This is a genomic window from Rhodococcus sp. OS5 (genome assembly GCF_056837585.1).
In genome coordinates, this window is record NZ_CM166368.1 from 6,347,437 (window position 1) to 6,365,865 (window position 18,429).

At 62.1% G+C, this 18,429-nt stretch carries 17 protein-coding genes; 9 read left to right on the forward strand and 8 right to left on the reverse strand.

What is annotated here, in order from left to right; genetic code table 11:
- Positions 1-23: 23 nt before the first annotated feature.
- The 3 genes from ACVZUB_RS29720 to ACVZUB_RS29730 all read right to left on the reverse strand — a co-directional run bounded on the left by ACVZUB_RS29720 (position 24) and on the right by ACVZUB_RS29730 (position 3,010).
- Positions 24-704 carry a hypothetical protein gene (locus tag ACVZUB_RS29720; protein ID WP_083058109.1) on the reverse strand — a complete coding sequence of 227 codons (681 nt, stop codon included), beginning with the start codon at positions 702-704 and terminating at the stop codon, positions 24-26.
- Between the two features lie 54 nt (positions 705-758).
- Positions 759-2,189 (reverse strand): APC family permease, encoded by a 1,431-nt coding sequence (locus tag ACVZUB_RS29725; protein WP_482628045.1) that lies wholly within the window; start codon positions 2,187-2,189, stop codon positions 759-761.
- 98 nt (positions 2,190-2,287) lie between these two features.
- Entirely contained in the window at positions 2,288-3,010 is a 723-nt protein-coding gene (locus tag ACVZUB_RS29730) for a FadR/GntR family transcriptional regulator (RefSeq protein ID WP_021332595.1), read from the reverse strand.
- A 186-nt stretch (positions 3,011-3,196) separates the two neighbouring features.
- Between ACVZUB_RS29730 and ACVZUB_RS29735 the strand changes: the two genes are divergently transcribed.
- From ACVZUB_RS29735 to ACVZUB_RS29755, 5 genes are read left to right on the forward strand one after another with little or no spacing between them, the layout of a single operon-like run.
- Positions 3,197-4,003 carry a gamma-glutamyl-gamma-aminobutyrate hydrolase family protein gene (locus ACVZUB_RS29735; protein WP_482628046.1) on the forward strand — a complete coding sequence of 269 codons (807 nt, stop codon included), beginning with the start codon at positions 3,197-3,199 and terminating at the stop codon, positions 4,001-4,003.
- Positions 3,987-4,760, forward strand: coding sequence for an SDR family NAD(P)-dependent oxidoreductase (locus tag ACVZUB_RS29740; RefSeq protein ID WP_063315354.1), 774 nt, complete (start codon positions 3,987-3,989; stop codon positions 4,758-4,760). Before ACVZUB_RS29735 ends, ACVZUB_RS29740 begins: the two co-directional genes overlap by 17 nt.
- Entirely contained in the window at positions 4,757-6,133 is a 1,377-nt protein-coding gene (locus tag ACVZUB_RS29745) for a glutamine synthetase family protein (RefSeq protein ID WP_083058104.1), read from the forward strand. Before ACVZUB_RS29740 ends, ACVZUB_RS29745 begins: the two co-directional genes overlap by 4 nt.
- Before the next feature lie 31 nt (positions 6,134-6,164).
- A complete protein-coding gene (locus tag ACVZUB_RS29750; protein WP_172403475.1) occupies positions 6,165-7,628 on the forward strand; it encodes an aldehyde dehydrogenase family protein in 1,464 nt (487 codons plus the stop codon).
- Between the two features lie 23 nt (positions 7,629-7,651).
- Complete coding sequence (locus ACVZUB_RS29755) at positions 7,652-8,170, forward strand: hypothetical protein (protein ID WP_007729094.1); 519 nt, start codon at positions 7,652-7,654, stop codon at positions 8,168-8,170.
- A gap of 66 nt (positions 8,171-8,236) precedes the next feature.
- On the opposite strand, the gene ACVZUB_RS29760 is transcribed toward ACVZUB_RS29755, so the two are convergent.
- Positions 8,237-9,742 carry an MFS transporter gene (locus ACVZUB_RS29760; protein WP_482628047.1) on the reverse strand — a complete coding sequence of 502 codons (1,506 nt, stop codon included), beginning with the start codon at positions 9,740-9,742 and terminating at the stop codon, positions 8,237-8,239.
- Positions 9,743-10,169: 427 nt separating this feature from the next.
- Positions 10,170-13,016, reverse strand: coding sequence for a leucine--tRNA ligase (leuS, locus tag ACVZUB_RS29765; protein ID WP_162114253.1), 2,847 nt, complete (start codon positions 13,014-13,016; stop codon positions 10,170-10,172).
- Positions 13,017-13,117: 101 nt separating this feature from the next.
- Between leuS and ACVZUB_RS29770 the strand changes: the two genes are divergently transcribed.
- Together ACVZUB_RS29770 and ACVZUB_RS29775 are read left to right on the forward strand one after the other, a co-directional pair.
- Positions 13,118-13,609, forward strand: coding sequence for an SdpI family protein (locus tag ACVZUB_RS29770; RefSeq protein ID WP_081558901.1), 492 nt, complete (start codon positions 13,118-13,120; stop codon positions 13,607-13,609).
- 5 nt (positions 13,610-13,614) lie between these two features.
- Positions 13,615-14,574 (forward strand): DUF1648 domain-containing protein, encoded by a 960-nt coding sequence (locus tag ACVZUB_RS29775; RefSeq protein ID WP_235808464.1) that lies wholly within the window; start codon positions 13,615-13,617, stop codon positions 14,572-14,574.
- On the opposite strand, the gene ACVZUB_RS29780 is transcribed toward ACVZUB_RS29775, so the two are convergent.
- Entirely contained in the window at positions 14,543-15,238 is a 696-nt protein-coding gene (locus tag ACVZUB_RS29780; RefSeq protein WP_042924298.1) for a FadR/GntR family transcriptional regulator, read from the reverse strand. The genes ACVZUB_RS29775 and ACVZUB_RS29780 overlap by 32 nt on opposite strands.
- A gap of 162 nt (positions 15,239-15,400) precedes the next feature.
- On the opposite strand from ACVZUB_RS29780, the gene ACVZUB_RS29785 reads away from it, so the two are divergent.
- Both ACVZUB_RS29785 and ACVZUB_RS29790 read left to right on the forward strand, forming a co-directional pair.
- On the forward strand, positions 15,401-16,570 hold the full coding sequence (locus ACVZUB_RS29785; protein WP_042924296.1) for an MFS transporter: 1,170 nt from the start codon (positions 15,401-15,403) through the stop codon (positions 16,568-16,570).
- Positions 16,571-16,574: 4 nt separating this feature from the next.
- Positions 16,575-17,555: a bile acid:sodium symporter family protein gene (locus ACVZUB_RS29790; protein WP_482628048.1), complete on the forward strand. Its 981-nt coding sequence runs from the start codon at positions 16,575-16,577 to the stop codon at positions 17,553-17,555.
- Here ACVZUB_RS29790 and ACVZUB_RS29795 read toward each other — a convergent pair.
- Both ACVZUB_RS29795 and ACVZUB_RS29800 read right to left on the reverse strand, forming a co-directional pair.
- A complete protein-coding gene (locus ACVZUB_RS29795) occupies positions 17,548-17,766 on the reverse strand; it encodes a hypothetical protein (protein WP_007729106.1) in 219 nt (72 codons plus the stop codon). The two genes, ACVZUB_RS29790 and ACVZUB_RS29795, sit on opposite strands and share 8 nt — an antisense overlap.
- Positions 17,767-17,821: 55 nt before the next feature.
- Complete coding sequence (locus ACVZUB_RS29800) at positions 17,822-18,427, reverse strand: YqgE/AlgH family protein (RefSeq protein ID WP_003942572.1); 606 nt, start codon at positions 18,425-18,427, stop codon at positions 17,822-17,824.
- Positions 18,428-18,429 lie beyond the last annotated feature (2 nt).

Consider the following 18,429-nt stretch of genomic DNA (forward strand, 5'->3'; position numbering starts at 1 on the left):
AACCTACGACTCTGTTCCACGGGTCAGCTTTCGAGCACCTTGCGCAGGCGAGCCTTCTTCCGGTTCTCCCGCACGATCCAGACGACATCGGTGTCGTCCGACGCCCCCAGGGAGACGAATGCCGGCAGGGCATTCTCCGGATCCGCCGCAACCGCGACACTCCAGCAGTATCCGAGCGCCTGCCGGAGAGTCCGTGTGTCGGCGTCACGACGGGAATCAGCCGGTTGCGAGACGATCCACTTGGTAGCGTCTCGGCACACCTGAACGGCCAGCGCAGCGTTGGTCTTGTCCTTCAGCAACCGTGGCTCGCAGATCCCCGCAGCCGCTGCGCGCAGCGTCAATGGATGAGCGGAGCGTGACCACTGCTCGATGATCGCCCGCAATAATTGCGGATCCGTGTCGCCTATCGCCTGAACGGCCATCGCGGCAGCTTCACGTGCACGCCACGACGCACTGGTGGTTGCCTCCGTGAGACTGTTCAGAACAGCCTTGTCGCGTGAACGAACAAGGATGAATCCGAGCCCGACGATCCCACAGCAGCGGATGTATTCGTCCTCGGACTCCGCCGCCAGCAGGATGTCGTCGTCATCGGCGCCGCGCGCGAACTCGAGCATGAGCCCAAGGTTCGCGCGCGGGCCGGGCAATCCTGAACGCTCCGTCAGGTAACTCCACAGTTCGTCACCGTCCAGATCCGCGAACGTCATGGGAGTCCTGCTTTCTCGAGTGCGGGTGCACCCATCATTTCACCGAAAGCCCTCTCACGACGGGAGTTCGAAGCTCACTTGCTTCCGTCGTCGCGCATAGAGGAATCCACCGACAAACGCGAGCACCAGCACCCCGGTCATCACCACGGCCAGAATGTTGCCGCCCAGTAGGAGCGGAAGGTTTCCGGCAATGGCGATCGCGAATCCGATCAGCCCGACAAGGCCCAAGCTCGGGGCAAGTTTGTTGTGCCAGAATCGCTGATCGACCTTCGTACGATGAAAGAAGACGAGCACCGCAAGGCACGTGAGCAACATGAGAGCCACGATCCCCACCGTTGCAACGCCGGCGAACCACGCGAAGATCTGTGTCATCGGATCCAGACCGATGACGATGCAAGCTCCGAGAAGTACCAGAGCACAGCAGGATTGCACCACTGACGCGATGTGCGGCGAACCATGCACGCGGTGCGTCCGCCCACCTGCGCCCGGCAGAACGCCGGTGTTCGACAGAACGAAGATGTATCTGGCCAAGACATTGTGGAGAGACAGAACTGCGGCAAAGAGACTGGACACCAACAGAATTTGAATCAGGTGGGCTGTCACCGTTCCGGCAAAGTCGGTGGCAGTGGTGATCAGCATGCCGTCGGGGTCAGTACCCGCAATGTCCACTGCACCCTTGTCGCCCCAGGCTGTCACAACCGCCCAACTGGAGAGAGCGTAGAAGCCGCCGATGAGTATCAAGGCGGCGTATGTCGCTCGCGGGATAGTCCGCGCGGGATCCTTCGCTTCGTCACGGAAGATCGCCGTCGACTCGAACCCGATGTAACCGGCAAGCGCGAATACCAATGCGACGCCGGGGGATCCGGAGAATATTTCCGACGGAGAGAACATTGCTGTCGACGGGCCTTCCGGACCACCGTCGGCGATGATGAAAGCGTCGAGTACGACTACGATCCCGACCTCTGCGATCAACAGGATGCCGAGCACCTTGCCCGACAATTCGATATGACGAAATCCGAGGACGGCTACCAGAGCCAACGAGGCGAGCGAGAAGATCCACCACGGCACCTCCGGACCACCGTAGGAGGTGATCAACGAACTCATTGCCGGGCCGAGGTAGCCGTATACGGCCAATTGCACTGTGCTGTAACTGACGAGGGCCAACATCGCACTGCCGACGCCGGCACCACGGCCGAGACCATGTCCGATGTAGAGATAGAACGCTCCGGTTCCCGGGATGTAACGCGACATCGCGGTGAACCCGACGGCGAAGAGCAGAAGTACACCGGTTGTCACGGCGAAGGTCATGGGGAAGCCCGCACCGTTGCCACCGGAAATACCCAGCGGCACAAGACCACTGATCACAGTCAGGGGAGCAGCTGCGGCAACGACCATGAGGACTATCGAGCCGGTACCCAGCGAGCCTCGAAGAGTTCGGTCATCGCCGGATGCATCACGTGAAGCATTGACGGAAGTATGGGTCATACGGGCGATGTTAGAACCATTGAAGTCGATTCGGGACCCAATTCACAAAACTTTTACTTGCGAAAAACGGGACGAACCGTCCGTTCGTCGCGCTCCCGTCAGCCTTCTTCCTGCAGCGCCAAGCGTTTGAGCTCGTCTTTTGCGTGCAGAATGTGACGTTCCATTGCCTCCGCCGCGCGAGCGCTGTCGCCCCGCTTGATCGCCTCGAAGATTTCCTTGTGCTCCACCCTCGAAGCCTCGACCTGATCCTCGAACACGAGATGATCGACGGGGACGAACATTTCGCCGCGAGCCTCGACCACAGCGGCCTCCAACCTGCTGTTTCCCGCCGCTCTGGCGATACCGCCGTGGAACCTGGCGTCACAAGCCCGGAAGGATCCCCGACTTCCGGAAACCCCCAATTGCTCAATGGATTCGAGCAACTCGAGAAGATGACGATCGGTTCGCCGGACCGCCGCGAGGCTTGCCGTGCGCATTTCCAACCCGATACGGAGGTCGACGATCTCGTCGATGTCTGCTTCTCGCGCTTTCAACTGGCCAACCCAGTCTTCATAAGGCCTGGTCAACTCCGAAACGAACGATCCGCCCGTGGCTCCTCGCCGCACCTCGATGTATCCCATCGCCTGAAGGATTCGGACCGCTTCTCGCACACTGACTCGACCGACTTCGAGTTGCTGAGACAGTTCACGCTCGGATGGCAGGCGATCACCGGGGCTGAGCGCGCCGCTGTGAATGAGCAGTCGCAAGCGTCGAGCGATATCCTCCCCCAACGTCGGTGCACTGACCATGAATTCGATGGCCGGCAGCTTGTCGATCTGCACGTCTCGTACCCCCTACTCGGTGCCTGGACCGACACTTACGCTTCGTCTTGACCTACGAAATCGAACGCTCCCATTCGCAACTGTCCTTGAATAGATACAGCAGCGCGCGGCACTTCGAACCCGTTACCCCAACTTTACAAGCCAAACTCTAGCGAAAAGCCATTCTATGGTTCTATGCTCGCTCCTATGACCCAATTCACGATGACGGCGGAGGCACTCCCCGCCATGCCCCTGATCGGAGTCACCGGCCGCGTCGACCGCGGCGGGCCGTCACTACCCAACGTCGTCGGCGACGCGTTGATGGAAATGTTCTTCACCGATTTTCCCTCGAAAATCCGCGCTGCCGGTGGTCAACCGATCCTGCTGAGCATCCACAGTGATCCGCGCCGAATCGTCGAGCATCTCGATGCCCTCGTCCTCAGCGGTGGTTCCGACGTGGACCCCAGGCGATACGGCCGCACCCCCGGACCCAACTCGTCACCCATCGACCCCGCTCGGGACGAATTCGAGTTTGCCCTGGTCGATGCGGCCTGGGAAATCGGACTGCCAATCCTGGGAGTGTGCCGAGGACACCAAGTCGTCAACGTCGCCCGCGGCGGCACACTGATTGCCGACCTTCCGACCGACGCCGGTGAGGCGCACAGCTTCTTCGGCTATCCGCGTTCCTACCGACCACAACAGGTCGCCCTTGAATCCGGCTCCATCCCATACAGTCTGTACGGCAACAGCATTCACGTGAACAGCCTTCACCACCAAGCAGTGGATGCCCCGGGGAACGGACTCCGGATCGTCGGACGCGCGCTCGACGGCGTCGCCGAAGCCATCCAGGCCGCCGATCGCCCCGTGGTGGGCGTGCAGTGGCACCCCGAATTCTTCGTCGAAATCGACCCGCTCTTCTCGTGGCTCGTCGACGCTGCAACCTCCCGTCGGACCGATTCTTCTCACCAGACCGATCATCACAGAATGGAAGACAACAATGTCACGTACGCATGAGAACAAGGTCGCCCTCATCACCGGTGCAGGTTCCGGAATCGGCCGCGGCATCGCGCTGCGTCTCGCCTCCGACGGTGCCCGCGTTGCGGTCGTGGACCTTCACATCGAAAGTGCAAAGGAGACCGTCGCACTGATCGAATCACAGTACGGCACAACTGCGCTCGCCCTCGAAGCCGATGTGCGCGACCGCGCCGCAGTGAGCGCCGCCTTCGAAGCGACCGTCGCCGAATGGGGACGCTTCGACTACCTCGTCAACAACGCCGGCCTGATCACGATGAGTTCTCTCGAGAACCTCACCGACGAAGAGTGGGACCTCGTCCTCGACGTCAACCTCAAGGGCATGTTCATCGTCACGCAGATCGCCACCCCGTACTTCCGCGACGGCAACAGCGGCGCTGTGGTGAACTTGTCGACGGTGGAAGCGGACGTGGTCGTGTCCTCCCAGGGCTTCGCACAGGTCCACTACAACGCGTCGAAGGGTGGAGTGAAGATGCTGACGAAGGCTCTGGCCGTCGAACTCTCGCGGTACAACGTACGAGTCAACGCGATCGCCCCCGGGCCGGTCCCCACCGCCTTCCTGCCTGGCATCGACGTCTCCTCCGGCGAAGTTCTCGACTTCATGAAGTCCAGGCTCCTGGTGCCGCGCGTCGGCCGCCCCGAGGACATGGGTGCTGCAGTCTCCTTCCTGCTCTCCGACGACGCCTCCTACATCAGTGGAGTCCAGCTGCCCGTCGACGGCGGATGGCTTGCCCGATGAAAGGCCGGCTCACCACGGCCGAGCTCGCCGAGTCCGACATCGACACCGTCCTCATCGCCGGTATCGACCTCTACGGACGGTTGATCGGCAAACGAGTCCCGACGCGAATTTTCCTCGCGAACATCGACGAGGGTCTGCATGTGTGCACCTGTGTGTATGCCTGGGATGCCAGCCAACGCATGGACAAACTCGTTGTCGACTACGCCGGCGGACACACCGGCTGGCATGACTTCCGCCTGCAACCTGACCTGGGAACACTGCGACGCGCGTCGTGGCTCGAGTCCACTGCCATCGTCATCGCTGACTCGGTCGACGAACATACCGGCGAGATGGTCCCGATCGCACCGCGCACGATCCTGCGCAAACAGATCGACAAGCTCGAAGCTGACGGCCACACCGTCTACGCGGCAACGGAACTCGAGTTCCACCTCTACCGAGGTACCCCCGACACATTGCGGCGCAGCGGCTATCGGGATCTCGAACCCACCACCTTGGTGCCCTCGGACTACACCATCACCGCCGGCAACGCAATGGAACCCTTCTTCCGCAAGGTACGAACCGCGTTGGAGGAGAGCGCGATTCCCGTAGAGGTCTCTCAGGTCGAATACGGTCTGGGCCAGTGGGAGATCAACCTCGAATACGGAACCGCCCTCGAGATGGCCGACCGCCATGTGCTCTTCAAGCAGGTGGTCCACGACGTCGCTGCGGCAGAAGGGCTCACTGCTACTTTCATGGCACGTCCGAGCACCGACGGCATGGGCTCGTCGTGTCATATTCACGCGTCCATGCGGAGCGACGACACCTTCCCGTTCCACGACGAAAGCGCAGAAAACACGGCGAGCGCCGAACTGCTGCACGCCGTCGGCGGAGTTCTCGAGCACTGCCCGGAACTCATGCTGTTCTACACGCCGACCATCAACTCGATGCGGCGGACCCGAGCCAGTCACGATTTCTCGGGGAACGGCTTGACCTGGGGTTTCGACAACAGGACCACCACCTGCCGACTCATCACCGGGGCACCGTCCGCCAACCGTCTCGAAATGAGACTGCCTGGGGCGGACGCAAATCCGTATCTCGCACTCGCCGCCGTTCTGGCGTCGATGAACGACGGTCTGACACGAAAGCTCGATCCCGGCGCACCGGTACGACGCGACGGGTACAGCGACACAGACACACTCGAGAAGGTGAAGCAACAACCGCTGCCCGGCACATTGGACGAAGCGGCGCGTGCGCTCGAGGCCAGTGAGTTCGCACTCGCGGCGTTCGGCGCCGAGGTCGTATCGCACTATGCGGCGGTCGCCAAGGACGAATGGGATTCCTTCATGTCCGCGGTCACCGACTGGGAACGCGAACGCTACCTCGACAACATCTGACCTACAAACGATTTCGCCACGAAGGACAGTCATGACCACTTCATGCTCACTCGTGCCCCAGAACAACACGATCGACGGAAACGTCGAAACACCGGCTATCGAACTCGGCGAATTTCTCACCGATCCCGACACCGGAGAGAAACTGCAAGCCCAACTCTCGTCCTCCACCGAACAGGTGGAGAGGGCGATCACCGCCGCGACAGAACTTCACCGATCGGGTGTCTGGACCCGTCGATCGGTCGCCGACCGGGTGCGCCTACTCGAGAGAACTGCTGAACTTGTCGAAGAACGGACTGCGGCGATCGCTCGTGAGGACTCCAAGAACAACGGCCTTCCGCTTTCGATCAGCACACTTTTCGCCGGCGGGCTTCCTGATCTATTCCGCAGTGCTGCAAAGCATCTGAAGAACTCCTCCGGGTTCGAGCAGTTGCCGTCAGGTGCACATTTACATCGGCTGGCGTGGGGCCCGACCGCTGTGATCGCACCGTGGAACGCACCGAGCTTCATCACCGCCAAGAAGACCGCATTCGCTTTGGCCGCAGGCGCTCCTGTCATCGCCAAGCCCTCCAACTGGGCTCCGTCAGGACCCAATGTGCTTGCAGAGGCGATCTCGCGTGCCATCGCCGAACTCGACGCACCGAAAGCTCTGTTTCAACTCGTTCACGGAGGCGGGGACGTCGGGCATCTACTGGCCTCCGATCGACGAATCCGAGCACTGGCGTTCACCGGCGGCCGAGCAGCCGGTAGTTCCATCGCCGCTGCAGCTTCTACCGATTTCAAGGCTCTTCAACTCGAGCTCGGCAGCAACAACCCCGTGATCATCCGCGCCGACGCCGACATCGATCTGACTGCCACCGCACTCGTCGACGGGTTCACCAAACTCAACGGGCAATGGTGTGAGAGTCCGGGAAGCGTCTTCGTGCCGCCGCACCTTCACGACCGGCTTGTCGACGCAATACTCGACCGCACGGCCGAAATCGCACTCGGCCGAACCGATGACGACAACACCACGATGGGTCCGCAGGCGAACGAGCCTCAACTCCAACGGATGCGGGCTACCGTCGAGTTCCTCCGAGACGTGGGCGGCACGGCCGTCTCGAGCACCCCCGTGCCTGACGATCCCGGATGGTTCTTCCCACCGACAGTGGTGCACGGAATCTCGTCGGAGCACACCAAGACGGAGACCTTCGGGCCGATCCTGACCGTGCACCGAGCATCTACCGACGAGCAGGCGCTGCTCGAGGCCAACGCTCTCGATACCGGCCTGGCCGGATACGTGTTCGGCGCCGACGTGGACGGCGCTCGTGAACTTGCGACCCGAATCGATTGCGGTGAGAACAAGATCAACAGCACCAGCCTCCTGGACCTCGACGACCACTCGACCCAGAGTTTCTGGGGCGGAAGCGGTATCGGCGCACACGGCGACAACGAGCTTCTCGACTTCTTCCGCGGATCGAGAATCGTCGGGGTCGATGCGCCCGGACTTCCTCTCTAGTCTAGGCGGAGGAGGTCGAGGAAATGGGTGAAGCGGCTCGGGTGGGCACCGATACGAGTCGGGTGGGCACCATGGTGGTCGAATGCCACGATACCGCGGCAGTTCTCGCACGTATTTCGTCGCTGGGGTGGAAGCTCGGCGTCGAGGTCGTCAGCCTGTCTACATGGGTATCCGTGACATCGCCGGGAGTCACCGGAATGTCGATCGCGTACCGTTGCCCGGCAACGATCTCCGACGCCATGTTGATCAAGCGTCTCAACAAGATCATCGGGATAGTTCGCATCAAGACGGACCACGGCCCGTTCGTTCCGGTGACACCACAGGTCGGCCTACACGTCACCGCGACTTTCCAACGCGTCGATCCAGTGGCGCTGGTGGCGTACCGGCACGGCGCAACTGTGTGCAGTCAAGCGAACAATGTTCTGTCGGTACAACTCACCACCACCCGATCGATCGCGGACACATTCGTATCTGATCTGGCACAGGTCGCAGAGCGTCCGCTGCGGGGTGAGATCTCGCTGCAGGAGATTCATCTTGCATGACGTCGAAGTGCACCACGGCGATGTGCGGCTACGGACGTTGGCCAGTAGCCGCACATCATCGTGTGATCAGTGAGCCGGGAGGAGGGACGTCTCCTGCTGCACACCGTCTTCTGCGCCGATCTGGACGATGTTTCGCGGCAGGAACACGGCCGCGATCGCGCCGAGAACTGCTGCAGCAGCACCGATCAGGAACGCGATACGCATGCCCTCGTCGGTGTAGAAGACAGCGCCCTCCATCGCCATCGCGATGTGCGAGTTCAAGACCGTGAAGGCGATGACGGGAAGCACTGCGGGGAAGATGCTCTGGAAGACCGCAACCATGCTCGCCGTGGTTGCCTGCAACTGCGGCGGCACTGCCTCGATGAGCAGGTTCGAGATGGAGGCGTAGCCCATACCCATACCGACACCGAAGATTCCGGCAAAGATGATGAGCAGAGGCTTGTTGTCGTGAATGGTGGCCGTCAACGTGAATCCGACTGCCATGAGGATCATTCCGATGATCATCAGCAGACGGGGCCGGATGTTGCGCCCCACGAGGAAGCCCACGATCAAACCACCGACCACCACCATGCCGCCAAGGGGCGCCTGGAAGATCGCGAATCCCTCTGCCGTCACGCCGAATCCGTATCCCAGGCCGAGAACTGCTGGGGTCATCACCATCATCGGCAGCAAAATCGTGAAGACTCCCGATGCGCCGTAGCAGAAACCGGCACCGACGGCGGTGAGCATCACCGAACGCTTGCCGAAGTAGCGCAGGTCGATCAAGGGCTCGCGGATGGCTCGGGCAGAGGCAACCCAAGCCACCAACAGTGCGACGCCGCCGATCAGGTAGGCCAGTGTCGAACCGTTCTTCCAGCCCCAGGTCGGTCCGAAGCTGACGCCGATCAGAATTCCGGCGATGCCCGACCCGAGCAGTACCGCACCGATCAGGTCCAGCGAAGAGCGAAGTCGGACAGTCGATTCCGCCGTCGAAGCGAAGATCATGCCGCCGAGGAGAACCAGCCCGACGACAAAGAACCAGAAGATGCTCCGGAACCCGTGGTTGTCGATCAACCAACCGGTGAGGAACGGCGCCGGGATCGCAATCAAACCCATACCGGAAGTCGCGATACTGACGGCCAAGGCAACAGTTTTCGGCGGAAAAACATCTCGAATGAGGGAGTAACTCAGGAACAGGCAGGGAACCAGCAGACCCGTCAGCGACCGGCCCAGAATCAGGATCGCGTAGCTCGGCGCTATCGCCGAAATGAAGGATCCGACCGCCGCGCCGGCGACAGCCAAGAGCAGGACTTTTCGTTTGCCGTACATGTCGGCGAGCTTGCCGAGCAGAGGAGACGCGACCGCCCCCAGCAGCAAGAACGACGTGAGCAGCCAAGCTCCCTGCGTCGTTTGATAGTGCACCGAGATCGCAGGGAGAGCAGTGGAGATCATCATGTAGCTCACTGCGAGCATCTCGAGAAGTAGAACAATCGACGCCAGGGAGAACACCAGTCGCGGAGTCCACCGCTCCGGTATCGATGTCGGTTCGGGCAAACTGGGAGACGAACCGTCGCTGTGGACATGAGACGCCATGGCTGGAAGATCCTTTCGGGAACACCTACGAATTCGATTGACCCTCTGTCGAATACCGTCGACGGGGGCCTAGCCGGGAAGTGCAATGGAACGACAGCTACCGCTCTCGGCAACGTGTTACGTGCATCACAGCCCTCACATCGAACACGCGCTACCAAATGTTCCGTGGAGCGGGACATTCAGGACAACGACTGATTGGCGTCACAAACTCCAACCTGGCCTTGGATTATGAGCAACGGCAACGATTTTCGGTTCGAACTTGAACGTGGAGCCATTCCCATCTTCGAAATACCGACTACCCCGTACTTGACGATCCCGCCTTTGAGGTTCCCCCCTCGGTGTCAACGTCGGGAATCATCCCCCAGAAACGACTGTGCGCCGTTTCGGTAGCGGTAACTACCAAAACGGCGCACAGGGGCCGAAGGCCCTACAGAACTATGTTCACCATCTTGCCCGGCACAACGATCACCTTGCGGGGTGCGTTGCCCTCGAGCAGAGCGACGATCTTCTCGTCGGCCAGCGCAATCTCTTCGACAGCCTTGCGATCGGCATCCGCCGGGACGCTGATGCGGCTACGAACCTTGCCGTTGACCTGGATCGGGTACTCGACGGTATCCTCGACGAGCCACTTCTCCTCGACTGCCGGGAAGGGTCCGTGCGCAAGGGATTCCGTGTGACCCAGACGCGACCACAGCTCTTCCGCGAGGTGCGGCGCCAGGGGAGCGAGCATCAGCACAAGCGGCTCGACAGCAGCACGCGGCGCACCGCCCGGGAACGCCTTGGTGAGGTGGTTGTTGTACTCGATCAGCTTCGCGGCGGCCGTGTTGTCGCGCAGCGCCGTGTAATCCTCGATGACACCGGAAATCGCCTTGTTGAGCGCACGCAAAGTCTCTTCACCAGGAGCTTCGTCGGTGACACGGGGCTTGCCGGTCTCCTCGTCGATGACGACGCGCCACACTCGCTGCAGGAATCGCGCAGCACCGACGACGTCCTTGGTAGCCCACGGACGCGAGGTGTCCAGCGGACCCATCGACATCTCGTACACACGCAGAGTGTCTGCACCGAACTCGGCGCAGATCTCGTCCGGCGCAACGGCATTCTTCAGGCTCTTGCCCATCTTGCCGTACTCGCGGTTGACCTCGGCGCCTTCGTAGAAGAACTTGCCGTCACGCTCGACGACCTCCTCTGCCGGCACGTAGACGCCGCGGGCATCGGTGTACGCGAATGCCTGGATGTAGCCCTGGTTGTACAGGCGGCGGTACGGCTCGCTCGAGGACACGTAGCCCAGGTCGAACAGAACCTTGTGCCAGAAGCGCGAGTACAGCAGGTGCAGCACTGCGTGCTCGACGCCGCCGACGTACAGGTCGACTCCACCGGGATCGTTGGGGCCGTGCAGTTCCGGACGCGGGCCCGTCCAGTACGCCTCGTTCTGCGGGTCGCAGAAGGCGTCCTGGTTGGTGGGGTCGATGTAGCGCAGCTGGTACCACGAGCTACCTGCCCACTGCGGCATGACGTTGGTGTCGCGGTGGTAGGTCTGCAGACCGTCACCGAGATCGAGCTCGACGTTGACCCAGTCGGTCGCCTTGTTCAGCGGGGGAGAGGGCTCGGAGTTGGCGTCGTCCGGATCGAAGGACACGGGTGCGTAGTCCTCGACCTCCGGAAGCACCACGGGCAGAGCCGAATCCGGCAGAGCGTGTGCGTTGCCGTCCGCGTCGTAGACGATCGGGAAAGGCTCACCCCAGTAACGCTGACGCGCGAAAAGCCAGTCGCGCAGCTTGTACTGGATGGTGCCCTTGCCCTGGCCGCTCTCCTCGAGGCGGCTGATGACGGTCGCCTTGGCCTCGGCAACGTCCAGCCCGTCGAGGTAGTCGGAGTTCACCAGCGGGCCGTCACCGGAGTACGCAGCCTCCGAAACATTGCCACCGGCAATAACTTCGAGAATATCCAGACCGAACGCGTTCGCGAACTCCCAGTCACGGTGATCGTGTCCCGGAACTGCCATGATCGCACCGGTGCCGTAACCCGTCAGAACGTAGTCGGCGATGAAGATCGGAACCTTGTGTCCGTTGACCGGATTGACGGCGTAGGAACCGAGGAAGACGCCCGTCTTCTCCTTGTTTTCCTGGCGCTCCAGGTCGGTCTTGGCGGCAATCGACTTACGGTATGCAGCAACAGCTTCCGCCGGAGTCGTGGCACCGCCAGTCCAGCGCGCGTCGACACCTTCGGGCCACTCGTCCGCGACGAGCTTGTCCACCAAGTCGTGCTCAGGAGCCAGCGTCACGTAGGTGGCGCCGAACAGCGTGTCCGGACGGGTAGTGAACACATCGACGCCGTACTCGCCTGCAGCAAAGGTAACTTCGGCACCGTACGAGCGTCCGATCCAGTTGCGCTGCATGGCCTTGACCTTGTCCGGCCAATCCAGGTACTCGAGGTCGTCGACCAGGCGGTCGGAGTACGCGGTGATGCGCATCATCCACTGCTGGAGATGCTTACGGAAGACTGGGAAGTTTCCGCGGTCACTACGACCGTCGGCGGTGACTTCCTCGTTGGCCAGGACGGTACCCAAACCGGGGCACCAGTTGACCATCGAATCCGACTGGTAGACAAGGCGGTACGAGTCCAGAACCTTGGCCTTCGCGGCCACGTCCAACGAAGCCCACTCGCGTCCGTCTTCCAGAGCGCGCTCACCGGAATCGAACTCGGCTTCCAACTCGGAGATACGACGCGCCTTGCCGGCAGCCTTGTCGTACCAGGCGCCGTGGATCTGCAGGAAGATCCACTGCGTCCAGTGGTAGAAGTCGACATCCGTCGTCGCGAGACTACGACGCTCGTCGTGGCCCAGACCCAGGCGTCGCAGCTGGCGCTTCATGTTGGCGATGTTGGACTCGGTGGTGGTCCGTGGGTGGGTACCCGTCTGCACGGCGTACTGCTCGGCCGGGAGACCGAAGGCGTCGTAACCGAGGGTGTGCAGGACATTGCGGCCCTGCATGCGATGGAAGCGCGCGAAGACGTCCGTAGCGATGTATCCGAGCGGGTGACCGACGTGCAGACCCGAACCCGAGGGGTACGGGAACATGTCCTGCACGAAGAGCTTGTCGGCGGGAACACCGTCGGGCGAGGAGAGCGGACCGACCGGATTGGGCGCGTTGAACGTGCCTTCCTCACTCCAGCGGTCCTGCCAGTGCTGCTCGATCTGGCCGGCGAGCTCCGCGGTGTAGCGGTGCTGCGGAGTTGCGTCGGCTGGTGAATCGGGGGACTGCGGAGACTCGGTCACTGTGGTCGCTATCTACTTGGCTGACGGAAATACCGATAACCAGGGTAGAGCCTGCACGACCCGGGCATACCATCAACTCCACTCGCGCCTATCCTGTATGGGTGATCGTTGTCGCTGTGGTGCTATTCGTGCTCGCTGTCGCCGTCGGTGGAGTTGCTGTCGCCGGACTGATCGGCAAACTCCCGCGCAACCGCTGGGCCGGTGTCCGCACCGAGGATTCCCTGCGGAGCGAGGAGTCGTTCGCCCTCGCCAACAAGGTGGCCGGTCCGACCATGCTCGCGGCCGCTGGAATGTTGGTCATCGGCGGAGTCGCAGCACTGACCATCGGCGGAGTCTTCGGCATTGCCGTCGCGATCATCGCCGTCGTCGTCGCCGTCCTCACTGCCGGTTTCGGTGGCGGCATCGGCGCCCGCGCTGCCGCCGCACTCCCGCAGCAGAGCGGATGCGGTAACGACTGCAACTGCGGCGGACACTCCGAGCCTGTCGCCGAGCCGGTGGCGGAGACCTCCGAGGCCAAGGCGAACGCTGCCGCTTGCGGCACCGCTTCCTGCGGTGCCTGCGCGCTCAAGGATGCTTGCCAGCCGGCTCATTGATTCACGTGAAACATCGCGTGGTCGACCCGGCCGGGGTCGTATTCGGGCTAGTCGTTCCGCTGTTGTGTGCGGTCTTCGGCTTCGTCCTGACAAAAATTTGGGAGCCCCGCCTCCCGGAACAGATCGCGACTCACTGGACCACCACCTCGCCGGACGGATTCTCCACCCCGTCGGCCAACGCCTGGACCATTGCACTTCTGACGCTGCTCTTCGGTGGCGGCCTGAGTGCGATTGCTGCTCTTGCTCCCGCGATGCTGATGATGCGCCGATTCATGTTGGTTGTCGGGCTGAGCGTGGTCGGGCTCATCACGACAGTGAACTTCGCTTTGCTCTACACCCAACTCGATGTCACCGATCCATCCACGACGTCACTCCCGCTGTGGTCTATCGGTGTCGGCTTTGTCATCGGCGGGGTGCTGGGGTGGATCGGCGCCTCGTTCCTGCGTGACTACCGCGTCCGCACTCTTGCCACGATCGAACCCTCGGCCGGGTTGCCGCGAAGCCGCTGCGCTCTCCCCATCTCCGACGACGTCGGATTCAGCACCAAGGGGTCGGTGATCCTCACTGCGATCACTCTGGCGCCCGGAGTCATCATGGCGTTGGCGATGCGGTCACTCTGGCCGTTGTTCATCTTCGGGGCACTCGGACTGCTCGTCGTCAGCCTGGTTCGCTTCCGGGTGATCGTCGACGAACGGGAAATCCGGGTGATCAACATGGGGATGGCTGCGATGACCTACGGCATCGAGGAAGTTGTCGGAGCCGACGTCGCGGAGATCAAACCGTTCGCGGACTTCGGCGGCTGGGGACTCAAGACCAAGGGTCGTCGTAACTACGGCGTCGTCACCCGCACCGGGCCAGCGGTGGTCATCACGTTCGCTTGTGGCGACCGACTCACGATCACGACACCCGGAGCCGAAGACATCGCCGGGTCACTCAATCGATTGGCCGACGCCCGGACTCGGTAACCGCCGAGCCTGAACCGATCGCTTCCTGAGTCTTCTCGAGATACCCACACGCCGCAGCCCTGGCTTTGGTGACATCGCGTTCGGCGATGGCTTCGGCAACTCCCTGATGATGCGAAGACGTCAGCGACGGCGGATGCACCCCTTCGGTCACCTCGTACGTGGCTCGAACTGTTTCGAGGATTCCGGCAAACAGATCTTTCAGCACGGGATTGTGGGCGGCATCGACAACGGCAATGTGAAACGCGAGATCGACGTCGACGAAGTTCTCCGCTGGGACATCACGCTTGGCGGCCAGTTCACGAAGTATCCGGACGTCGTCGTCGCTGCGACGCTCACACGCCAACCGGACCGCTTCCATCTCGAGCGCACGACGCACTTCGAAGACGTATTTCATCTCGTCGACGGACGCGTGTCTGCCGAGCAGTCCGCCGATGTCGGTCCGAGCGCGCACGAAGGTCCCTGATCCGCGACGGATCTCGAGAACTCCCGTCGAGGTCAATGTCTTGATCGCTTCGCGCACGGTGTTCCGGCCGACGCCGAGAACACTCATCAACTCCGGCTCGGTCGGAACACGATTGCCCACTGTCCAGACGCCGTCGGAGATCTGCGCGCGCATCCAGTCGAGGGATTGCTCGTACGCGGACTCTTTGCGAACAACGGTCATCAGCTCATCCTCACAGCATTAGCGGCGATCATTCCACTCACCTACGATACGTAGGACGACCCATGTATTTTCGCACTCTGTCTTCAGGAGGGGCTTCCCACGTCCGCCACAGCTGTCGCCACCGAAGAACGCACACGCCGCACCAATCGACACTTCTACGGCGTGGGCTACGTCCTCACCGTGATCCTCTTGGGCGCGAACATGCCCACCTCCGTCTACGGGCTGTACCGGACCGAGTTCGGATTCACGCCCACCATCCAGACGCTGATCTACGGCGTCTACGTCGCCGGCCTCGTTCCGGCATTGCTGTTCTTCGGACCGCTGTCCGACGCCCTCGGCCGACGCACCGTGCTCCTTACTGCACTCGCTCTGAGCGTCGTCGGCACGCTCGTTCTGGCATTTGCCGACGCGACGGTGTGGTTGTTCGTCGGCCGGATTGCCCAGGGAATCGCGGTGGGCGCGGCCAGTGCGGCGGGCAGCGCCGCATTGGTGGAGCAGGAACCGAAGTTCGATCACCGACGAGCAGCGCTCGTATCGACGGTGACGGGCGCGTTGGGCGGTGCGCTCGGACCACTCGTGTCCGGTGCAATCGCCCAGTACCTTCCACAACCGCTGCGGTTGCCGTATCTGATCTTCCTCGTCGCGTTCATCCCGGCACTGATCGTGTTGCTGCTACTTCCGCGGATCGGGGACGTCACACGCCCGAAGCGGTTCTTCCAAATGCCACATGTTCCCGCCACTGTTCGCGAGACTTTCTGGCTCAGCTCGCTCGCCGTCGCGCTGTCGTGGGGCGCGGTCGGGCTCTTCCAGTCGGTGGTCCCGTCGTGGATGACCAGCCTGCTGAACATCGACAACCTTCTGCTCGGCGGCGGGGCAGCCGCACTGGTGATGATCTGCTCGGTGGTCGCGCAACTCGGCGGAAGCCGCATGGACCCGCGCACGTCCGTCACCGTCGGTCTGGGAATCCTCGCTCTGGGAATGATCGGCCTCCTCGTGGTCGACCTCGTCCCGAGCCTGGCACTGCTTGGCGTCATCACCGTCGTGGTCGGCGCCGGGCACGGTCTGGCGTTTGCCGGCGGCATGAAGCGCGTCAACGCCGCCGCCCGGACCCACGCCCGCGAGAGCCACGGCGGAGTTCTGGCCGCGTTCTTCACCGTCAGCTACGCGGGACTGGCGATCCCGTCGATCATCGCGGGTATCGCCATCACCCTCCAGGGAATGCAGACGGCCATCATCGAGCTGTCGATCATCGGGACGCTGCTGTGCCTGGCGGTGATGGGCTTCAACCTTCGTGGGGCTCGAGAGCCCGCTGAAGCTCGCCGTTATCCTTAGCCAGGTGAAGTTTCTCAGTAGGTTCTACATCGACGGGTTCATCCTCGGCATCATCATCGCCGGCGTGCTCGGAAGTGTGTTCCCGGTATCGGGTACCGCGGAGAGCATTCTGAACTGGGCCACCAAGATCGCCATCGGCTTCTTGTTCCTGCTCTACGGCGCGCGACTCTCGCCGCAGGAAGCCTGGAAGGGCGTCAAGCACTGGCGACTGCACACCGTCGTCCTCGCCGCGACGTTCGTGCTGTTCCCACTGATCGGCCTAGCACTGCGATTCCTGTCGCCGACGCTGATCAGCGACGAGCTCTACACCGGCATCCTCTACATGTGCCTGGTTCCGTCGACGGTTCAGTCTTCGATCGCGTTCACCTCGATCGCCAAGGGGAACGTCGCGGGCGCGATCGTCAGTGCGTCGTTCTCCAACCTGATCGGCGTCTTCGTCACACCGCTGCTGGTGGTTCTGCTGATGAACACCACCGGCCAGGCGACGGTCGACTTCTCGTCGATCCTCGACATCGTCGTGCAGTTGCTGATCCCGTTCATCGTCGGTCAGCTGATCCGCCCGCTGGTGATCGGATGGCTGCAGAAGTACGCCGAACCCACCAAGTACGTCGATCGCGGATCGATCCTCCTCGTTGTCTTCGCCGCGTTCAGCGAAAGCATGAAAGAGAGGATCTGGAGCACCATCACGATCTGGCAGATCGTGATCCTCACAATCGTGTGCTGCCTGATTCTCGCGCTGGTTCTCGGCGTGACAACTCTCGCGGGGCGCAAGCTCGGGTTCGATCTTCCCGATCAGATCGTCATCATCTTCTGCGGGTCGAAGAAGTCCTTGGCAACGGGCCTACCGATGGCGGCTGTACTGTTCGCGGGCCAGCCCGTCGGCCTGATCGTGTTGCCGCTGATGATCTTCCATCAGATCCAACTGATCGTGTGTGCTGCGATGGCGCAACGCTTCGCGAATCGGGATCCGGTCAGCGTCAGCTAGCGAGCAACTCGCCTCGGGTCGCGTCGACGCAGCCGCAACCGCCCTGCAGTTCAGCACAATCGATGGACAGCGCATGGCGGACCGATGCCAAGTCGAGGCAGTTCGCGCCGGTGCATTCGAGTGATCCGTCGGCATGCCGCAGCAAAGAATCGTGGCAGTGATCGACATCCGAAACACAATCCGCGCACTGGATCTGACGCTCAGCGAGCATTACTGCCACCTCTCTCGAAAACGATGACACAGGAATATCATCGACCTCCGACAAGTCAGTTTCGTTCCACCTCGATGGGGTGGCTGGCCAGCATCGCCACGGGTAGCGGCTGGCGTCGTAGCACCCGTGCCCAGACATCGACTCGGGGCGGCGTCAGCACATCCGACGGCAGCGAGCTGATCACCATCCAGTCTTCACGCTCGAGCTCCGAATCCAGCTGGCCCAGAGTCCAACCCGAGTACCCGGCAAAAATGCGGATCCCTTCGACCAGAGGAGCAATGACCTCCGGGTCCGAGTCCAGATCCACCATGACTACCTTGCCGTCCACCCGCCGCAGGCCGGCGACGCCGTCGATCCGCGCACCGTTGCGAGCGATGCCCAGGCAAAGCGCCGAGTCACGCTTGACTGGTCCACCGATGTACAGGGCCGAAGGATGCGCGGTCAGCGGTGACCACTGCGGCAACACGTTCTGCACGGCCGTCTCACTCGGCCGATTGACGACGACGCCCAGGCTCCCGGCGTCGTTGTGCTCGATCATGTAGATGACGGTGCGGCGAAATGCGGGTTCCGTGAGATCGGTCGACGACACCAACAAACTGCCCGGACGAACCTCCGGTTCTATCCAGGCCATTCGATCCTCGGGTTCTTCTGCGTGCGCCACAA